At 70.6% G+C, this 7589-nt stretch carries 6 protein-coding genes; 2 read left to right on the top strand and 4 right to left on the bottom strand.

Features of this window, described 5'->3' with window-relative positions:
- The 4 genes from ABZ260_RS42195 to ABZ260_RS42180 form a co-directional block, all read right to left on the bottom strand.
- A partial coding sequence (locus ABZ260_RS42195; protein ID WP_355629031.1) for a LacI family DNA-binding transcriptional regulator occupies positions 1-476 on the bottom strand: 476 nt, incomplete at its 3' end.
- Positions 477-540: 64 nt separating this feature from the next.
- Complete coding sequence (locus ABZ260_RS42190; RefSeq protein ID WP_355629028.1) at positions 541-1422, bottom strand: carbohydrate ABC transporter permease; 882 nt, start codon at positions 1420-1422, stop codon at positions 541-543.
- Complete coding sequence (locus ABZ260_RS42185; protein WP_355629025.1) at positions 1422-2321, bottom strand: sugar ABC transporter permease; 900 nt, start codon at positions 2319-2321, stop codon at positions 1422-1424. The genes ABZ260_RS42190 and ABZ260_RS42185 overlap by 1 nt, the downstream gene beginning before the upstream one ends.
- A 14-nt stretch (positions 2322-2335) precedes the next feature.
- Positions 2336-3646 carry a sugar ABC transporter substrate-binding protein gene (locus ABZ260_RS42180; RefSeq protein WP_355629022.1) on the bottom strand — a complete coding sequence of 437 codons (1311 nt, stop codon included), beginning with the start codon at positions 3644-3646 and terminating at the stop codon, positions 2336-2338.
- A gap of 273 nt (positions 3647-3919) precedes the next feature.
- On the opposite strand from ABZ260_RS42180, the gene ABZ260_RS42175 reads away from it, so the two are divergent.
- Positions 3920-5932: a beta-galactosidase gene (locus tag ABZ260_RS42175; protein WP_355629019.1), complete on the top strand. Its 2013-nt coding sequence runs from the start codon at positions 3920-3922 to the stop codon at positions 5930-5932.
- 93 nt (positions 5933-6025) lie between these two features.
- Entirely contained in the window at positions 6026-7561 is a 1536-nt protein-coding gene (locus ABZ260_RS42170; protein WP_355629016.1) for an arabinogalactan endo-1,4-beta-galactosidase, read from the top strand.
- Positions 7562-7589: the final 28 nt, after the last annotated feature.

The following is a 7589-nucleotide window of genomic DNA, read 5'->3' as shown; positions in this document are numbered from 1 at the left end:
CGCTGCCACCCGATGACCGCCCCCTGGGCGACGGCGGCCACCGGGATGTCCACCAGTGCGTCCACCAGCCTGTCGCCCGCGTGGGTGGAGACCAGGAAGACCCCGTCGGCGTGGCCGCCGCGCAGGTAGCGGACCACCCGGTCGCGGTCGCCGTCGTTCCCGGCGATCATCATCACCAGCGATATGTCCCGCTCGGCGAGCCGCCGGGTGGCGGTGCGCAGCAGCACGCTGTAGTTGGGGTCCTCGAACAGTCGCTCCTGCGGCTCCGACAGGACCATCACCACCGAACCGGTCCGCTGGGTGACCAGGCTGCGGGCGGCTCGGTTGAGCACGTAGCCGGTCTCGGCGATGGCCCGCTTGACCGCGGCGTGCGCCGCGGGGCTGACGTACCGGTCGTCGTTGAGCACCCGGGAGACCGTTCCCCGGGAGACCCCCGCCACCGCCGCGACGTCATGGATGGTCGGACGCTTCGCCATGCTCCCCATTTTCCCCTCGACCGGCCGCGTCCCGGACCCACCCTGGCCCGGTGCGGCCCGGCCACTAGCTTTTCACGGCCCCGCCGGCCAGGTCGGTCCGCCAGTAGCGCTGCATGGTGAGGAAGAGCGCGATCAGCGGGATGATCGACAGCAGGGTGCCGGTGAGGATCAGGTTGTACAGGGAGGGCTGGTTGGCGCCGGCCGCGAGCAGCGTGTAGAGCCCGACGGTCAGCGGGAACCTCTGGTCGTCGCCCAGCATGATGAACGGCAGCAGGAAGTTGTTCCAGATCGCGACGAACTGGAACAGGAAGATGGTCACCATGCCCGGGATCATGAGGGGCAGCGCCACCCGGCGCAGCAGCAGCCAGTGCCCGGCGCCGTCGATGCGGCCGGCCTCCAGCAGGGCGTCGGGGACGGCGGCGGTGGCGTAGATGCGCGCCAGATAGATGCTGTACGGGTGCAGGATCTGCGGGAGCAGGACCGACCAGTAGGTGTCGGCGAGCCCGATCCGGGAGAAGAGCAGGTACTGCGGGATGGCCAGCACCACGGCGGGCACCAGGATGCCGCCGATCAGCAGGTTGAAGATCAGGTTCCGGCCCCGGAAGCGGTACTTGGCCAGCGTGTAGCCGGAGACCGCGGAGACGGCGGTGGAGAGCAGGGCGCCGCCGCCGGCGTACAGCAGCGTGTTGAGCATCCACAGCCAGAACACGCCGTCGCGGTAGGCGGCCAGGTCGGCGAGGTTGGCGAGCAGCCCGGTGCCGGGGGCGAAGGTCGAGGTGGAGAAGAGCTCCGCCTTCGACTTGGTGGCGGCCACCAGCACCCAGCTGACCGGCAGCAGGCAGTAGAGCGCGCCCAGCAGCAGGATCGCGGTCGGTGCGATCCCGTACGGGCGGCGTCGCGCGGCCGCCCTCCGGCGTCCCCTCGCGGTGAGGGTCGTGGTGGCCATCAGCTCTCCCCGAAGGCGCGGTCGCGGACGACGCGCAGGAAACCAAAGGACAGGACGAGGGAGATCGCCGCGATGACGATCGAGGTGGCGGCGGCCGAGTAGAGGTCGCCGGTGACGAAGGCGTCGCGGTAGACCTTCATGAGCGGGCTCCAGGTCGAGCTGATCGTGTTGGTCAGCGGCCGCAGCGTGGTCGGCTCGGTGAACACCTGGATCGTGGCGATGATGGAGAACACGGTGGTCAGGATGATCGCGGGCAGCAGGATCGGGATCTTGATCCGCAGCGCTATCTGGATCTCGCTCGCCCCGTCGATCCTGGCGGCCTCGTAGTAGGTCCTGGGCACGGCGCGCAGGGCGGTGTAGAGCACCAGCATGTTGAAGCCGACGCCGCCCCAGACCGCGATGTTCGCCATGGAGAGGACCACGGTGCCCGAGCCGAGCAGGTCGACGTCGAGCACCTGGCGGATCGGGCTGAGGCTCGGCAGGTAGAGGAAGCCCCACAGCAGGGTGGCGGCCACCCCGGGCACCGCGTACGGCAGGAAGACGGCGACCCTGGAGAAGCGCGCGAGCCGCACGTGCGCCGAGTCCAGCAGCAGCGCGAAGAGCAGGGCGAGCCCGAGCATGACGACGAGCACCAGCAGGCCGTAGCCGAGGACGCGCAGCCAGCCGGCCCACAACTCGCCGTCGGCGAGCGTCGCGGTGTAGTTGTCGAGGCCGGCGAAGACCTCGCGGCGCGAGCCCTTGCCCAGGCCGAGCCCGGAGACCTTGGTGCGCCGCAGGCTGAGGTAGGCCGTGTAGACGATGGGGACGGCCATGAAGAGCGTGAACAGCGCCATGGCCGGTGCGAGGAAGAGGTAGGGGACGGCGCTCGCGGTGCGGGCGCCGCCGGGACGTCGGGTCATCGGGGGCATCGGGGTCATTGGGCGAGCTGGAAGCCGGACTTCTGCATGTCGGCGACCGTCGCCTCCTGCATCTTGCCGATGGCGTCGGAGAACGCGGACTTGTCCTGTACGGCCTTGTCGAAGGCGTCCTTGAAGGCGTTGTACGTCACGTTGACGTTCGGCCCGAAGGTGAAGCCCCGCGCGGTGGCGGAGATCGCGGCGGCCTGCTGCCAGAAGTCGGGCTGGTTGGAGAAGTAGTCGGGGGCCTCGCCGAGCATGGTGCCGCCCTTGGCGGCGGCCGGGTAGACCGCGCCCTCCTTGACGAGCAGGCCGAGCGCCTCGGGGTCGGTGTTGAGCCAGGTCGCGAACTTCGCGGCGGCGGCCCGGTTGGGGGACTTGGCGGCGACCGCGGTGGAGGAGCCGCCCCAGAAACCGCTGGCGTTCTCGCCGGCGCTCCACTGCGGCAGCGGGGCGATCGCCCACCTGCCCTTGGCCTTGGGGGCGTTGCTGGACAGCACGCCCGGCGCCCAGACGGCCGAGGGCCAGGTCAGCAGCTTGCCGTCGTTGAGCGCCTTGTTCCACTCGGGGGTGAAGTACGGCTGGTCGTCGATGGCGCCCTCGGCGACGAGGCCGCCCCAGTAGTCGGCGACCTTCCTGGTGGCGTCGTCGTTGACCGCGACCTTCCAGGACTCGCCGCTGATCGACCACCACCGGGCGCCGGCCTGCTGGGCGAGGCCGACGAAGGCGCCGGGGTCCTTGCTGGAGAAGGTGCCCAGGAAGACCTTGGGGTCCTTCTTGTGTACGGTGCGGGCGGCCTCGGCGTACTCGTCCCATGTCTTGGGGACCTCGATGCCGTACTTGTCGAACAGGTCCTGGCGGTAGTAGAGCATCATCGGGCCGCTGTCCTGGGGAAGCGCGTAGACGGCGTCGGTGCCGAGCGTGACCAGCCCCCAGATGCCCTCGCCGAACTCGCCCTTCGCCTGCGCCACGTCGCCGGAGAGGTCGGCCACCGCGTCGGCGGCGACGAAGGAGGGCAGCATCTGGTACTCGGCCTGGACCAGGTCAGGGGGGTTTCCCGCCTTGGCCGCGGTCAGGAACTTGGCGGCCGCGTCGTCGCCGCCGGCCTGCTTGCTGACCGTGACCTGGATATCGGGGTTGGCGCTGTTCCAGGCCGCCGCGATCTTGTCCATGTTGGGAACCCATGTCCAGTAGGTGAGCTTGACCGGCCCTGCGGGGGCCGAGCTCTGCGCGACCGGGACGGCCGGCTCCTGGGCGGCGCCGGAACATCCGGCGGCCAGGGTGGCGGCGAGAGCCGCGGCCGCCACTGCGAGCCGGTTTCTCTGCATGCGTTCCTCCGTGTCAGGGATGCCGTGTCGGGGGGTGCTGTATCGGGGGCTGTGCCGGGGGTGCTGTATCGGGATGTCGCGCCGGGGCTCGGGGCCCGCCATGCGGACATGTCTGTGAACGTTCACAGACTGAAATCCGAGATGTCGCCCTGTCAATGCTCGTTACGCTCTTGTTAATCGCCTGCCCGCGCCGGTGTTCCCGTGGCGACTCTTCCCCGGGTGTCGGGTTTCGATTACTGTGCACGTTCACAGAGATGAGCCAAGGGGGAGCAGTTGCCTGGATATCCCGTCCTGCCGGAGGGCATCGCGTACGGAGGGGACTACAACCCCGAGCAGTGGCCGGAGGAGGTCTGGCACGAGGACGTCCGGTTGATGCGCGAGGCCGGGGTGAACCTGGTCAGCCTCGGCATCTTCGGCTGGAGCCTGCTGGAGCCGGAAGAAGGGGTCTACGACTTCGGCCGGCTGGATCGGATCATCGACCTGCTCGGCTCCTCGGGCATCAGGGTCGACCTCGCGACACCGACCTCCTCCCCGCCCACCTGGTTTCGGGCCGCCCACCCGGGCAGCCACCTGGTCGACCGTGCGGGCCATGTCATCGCCGGAGGCTCCCGGCACAGCTTCTGCCCCAGCTCCCCGGAGTACGCCGCCGCCTCGGAACGGATCGCCGGCCGGCTCGCCGCCCGCTATGCCGGGCACCGGGCGGTCGTCATGTGGCACGTCCACAACGAGTACGGCTGGGCGAACGCGCGCTGCTACTGCGAGACCTCGGCGGAGGCGTTCCGCGACTGGCTGCGCGAGCGGCACGGGGACGTGGCGGCGCTCAACGCGGCGTGGGGGACCACGTTCTGGGGGCTGACCTACGGCTCGTTCGACGAGGTGGAACCCCCGAGGCTCGCACCGGTCGGCCAGCTGACGGCCCTGCAGCTCGACTACGCGCGCTTCTCCGTCGACGCGCACATCGCCAACTTCCGCCGCGAGCGCGACGCCATCCGCCGCTTCAGCGACCTGCCGGTCACCACCAACTTCATGATCCCCAACTGTGAGCCGATGGACTACTGGCGGTGGGCGGGCGAGGTGGACGTCGTCTCCAACGACCACTACCTCGACGCCGGGCGGGCCGAGGGCCACATCGAGCTCGCCATGGCGGCGGACCTCACCCGCTCGGTGGCGGGCGGCCGGCCGTGGATGCTCATGGAGCACTCCACCGGCGCCGTCAACTGGCAGCCGCGCAACCTCGCCAAGCGGCCGGGGGAGATGCGGCGCAACAGCCTCGCCCACGTCGCCAGAGGATCGGACTCGGTGCTCTTCTTCCAGTGGCGTGCCTCCCGCTACGGCGCGGAGAAGTTCCACTCGGCGATGCTGCCGCACGCCGGGACCGACTCCGAGCTCTGGCGCGACGTGGTCGCCCTCGGCGCCGAGCTGCGCGAGCTGGCGCCGGTGCGCGGCTCCCGCATCGAGGCCGAGGTCGCGCTGGTGTGGGACTGGGAGTCGTACTGGGCGCTCGAACTGGAGTGGCGCCCCTCGGTGGACCTGAGGTTCCGCGAGCGGGTGGAGGCGTACTACGAGGCGCTCTGGCGCGAGCACGTCACCGTCGACTTCGTCCACCCGGCGGCCGACCTCTCGGCGTACCGAATGGTCGTCGTGCCGAGCTCCTACCTGCTCACCGAGGCCGCGGGCAAGAACCTGCACCGCCACGTGGAGGCCGGGGGTCACCTGGTCGTCTCCTGCTTCTCCGGGATCGTCGACGAGAACGACACGATCCACCCCGGTGCCTACCCCGGCGTGCTGCGCGACGTGCTCGGCCTGTCGGTGGAGGAGTTCCACCCGCTGCCGGAGAACGGCACGGTCGCCGTCGGCGACGACGGGCTGACCGGCCGGATCTGGTCCGAGCGGGTCCGCCTCGCCGGAGCGCGTACCGTGCGCGCCTTCACCGGCGGACCGGACGCGGGCCACCCCGCGGTGACCCGCCACGAGCTGGGAGCGGGCACCGCCTGGTACGTCGCCACGGCCCTCGACCCCCGGGTGGGCCAGGACACGGACGGAGACCTGCGCGCGATCCTCCGCGCGGTCCTCGACGCCGCGGGTGTGTCCCGCCCGCGCGGCCTGCCCGACACCCTCGAACTCCTGCGGCGGGGCCGCCACCTCTTCCTGGTCAACCACGGCGACGAGCCGGTCACCGTCCCGGGTGTGAGCGGGACCGGGGTTCTCGACGGCGCCGAGCACGCGGGTTCGGCGACGGTACCGGCCGGCGGCGTCACCGTCGTCGAGCTGGCACCGGACGCATGAGCTCCCCCGGTGCCGTGCCGGCCACCTGACCGCGGCACGTCACCGGGGGTCTTCGGGGGTTGTCCGCACCACTCCATCCCAGAGCGAGGACAGATGAAGAAGATCCTGGTGGCGCTGCTGCTCTGCGCCGCCGCAACGCTCACCCCCCTGGCGGCCCTGGCCGCCTCGACGGTCACCAACGGCGGCTTCGAGACGGGAAGCCCGACCTCCACGCCGACCGGCTGGAGCACCACCGTCGGCAGCGGTTCCGCCGCCGCCGACTTCACCGAGGCGGGCGGCCACGCCGGCTCCTACCGCCTGTCCCACTGGGCCTCCGGCGCGTACACCGTCGAGACCCACCAGACACTGACCGGCCTGACCTCCGGCACCTACACGCTCCGGGCCTGGGTCAGGTCGGGAGCCGCGAGCCAGAGCTGGATCGCGCTGCGGAACTGCGGTCCCGCCGAGAGGAGGACCTACCTGCCGGTCAGCTCGTCCGAATGGATCCAGATCGCGGTCACCCAGACCGTGACGGGCGGCCAGTGCACGGTGAGCCTCGGCTCCGCCGCCGCGGCGGGCGGCTGGGCCAACTTCGACGACGTCACCTTCGCCGCGGGGTCGGCGACGCTGGCGATCAAGGGCGCCGACACCTCCAGCCTGCCCAAGTCCGAGGCCCTCGGCGGGAAGTACTACAGCGCCACCGGCGCACAGGGTGACGCGCTGGCCATCATGCGCTCGGCCGGGCTCAACTACGTCCGGCTGAAGGTCTGGGTCAACGCGGCCGACGGCTACAACGACAAGGCGCACGTGCTGGCCCTGGCGCGGCGGATCAAGGCCCAGGGCATGGGGCTGCTGATCGACTTCCACTACTCCGACACCTGGGCCGACCCCGGCAAGCAGTACAAGCCCGCCGCGTGGGCGGGGTACACGCTCGCCCAGCTCAAGACCGCCGTCTACAACCACACCTATGACGTGCTGAACGCGCTGAAGGCGCAGGGCACGACCGCCGACATGGTCCAGGTCGGAAACGAGATCAACGACGGCATGCTCTGGGAGGAGGGCCGCAGCTCCAACTTCGGCAACCTCGCCCAGCTCCTCAACTCCGGCCACAGCGCGGTCAAGGCGGTCTCCGGCTCGACCAGGGTCGTGCTGCACGTGGCCGAGGGCGGCAACAACTCGCTCTTCCGCTGGTGGTTCGACAGCGCCGCCGCCAATGGCGTGAACTACGACGTGATCGGCGTCTCCTACTACTCCTACTGGCACGGCACGCTCGGCGCGCTGCAGACCAACCTCAACGACATCGCCTCCAGGTACGGCAAGCCGGTCCTGGTCGTCGAGACCGCCTACCCCTTCACCACGGGCAACGACGACGGCCTCACCAACATCATCACCGCGGCGACGCCGTACCCCGGCTACCCGGCCTCCGCCGCGGGCCAGTCGGCGATGCTGCGCGACGTGATGAGCGTGGTGCAGGCCGTGCCGAACGGCCGAGGGCTGGGCGTCGTCTACTGGGAACCCAGCTGGACCGCGGTGCGCGGCAACGGCTGGGACCCGGCCGACGCGTCCTCGGGCAACGGGTGGGAGAACCAGGCACTGTTCGACTTCTCCGACAGGGCGCTGCCCGCGCTCACCCAGTTCACCCACCAGTGATACGTACGGCTCCCGCGGGCATCGCCCG

This window comes from Streptosporangium sp. NPDC006013 (assembly GCF_040614275.1).
In the GTDB taxonomy this organism is placed as follows: Bacteria; Actinomycetota; Actinomycetes; order Streptosporangiales; family Streptosporangiaceae; genus Streptosporangium.
The sequence above is the reverse complement of the archived record's forward strand: the minus strand, read 5'-3'. Positions and strand labels throughout refer to the sequence as shown.

What these genes read in the sequence shown, in the direction of transcription:
- ABZ260_RS42190 (WP_355629028.1), bottom strand. Translation starts at nt 1,422, where the DNA reads ATGGCCACCACGACCCTCACCGCGAGGGGACGCCGGAGGGCGGCCGCG.
- ABZ260_RS42185 (WP_355629025.1), bottom strand. Translation starts at nt 2,321, where the DNA reads ATGACCCGACGTCCCGGCGGCGCCCGCACCGCGAGCGCCGTCCCCTAC.
- ABZ260_RS42180 (WP_355629022.1), bottom strand. Translation starts at nt 3,646, where the DNA reads ATGCAGAGAAACCGGCTCGCAGTGGCGGCCGCGGCTCTCGCCGCCACC.
- ABZ260_RS42170 (WP_355629016.1), top strand. Translation starts at nt 6,026, where the DNA reads ATGAAGAAGATCCTGGTGGCGCTGCTGCTCTGCGCCGCCGCAACGCTC.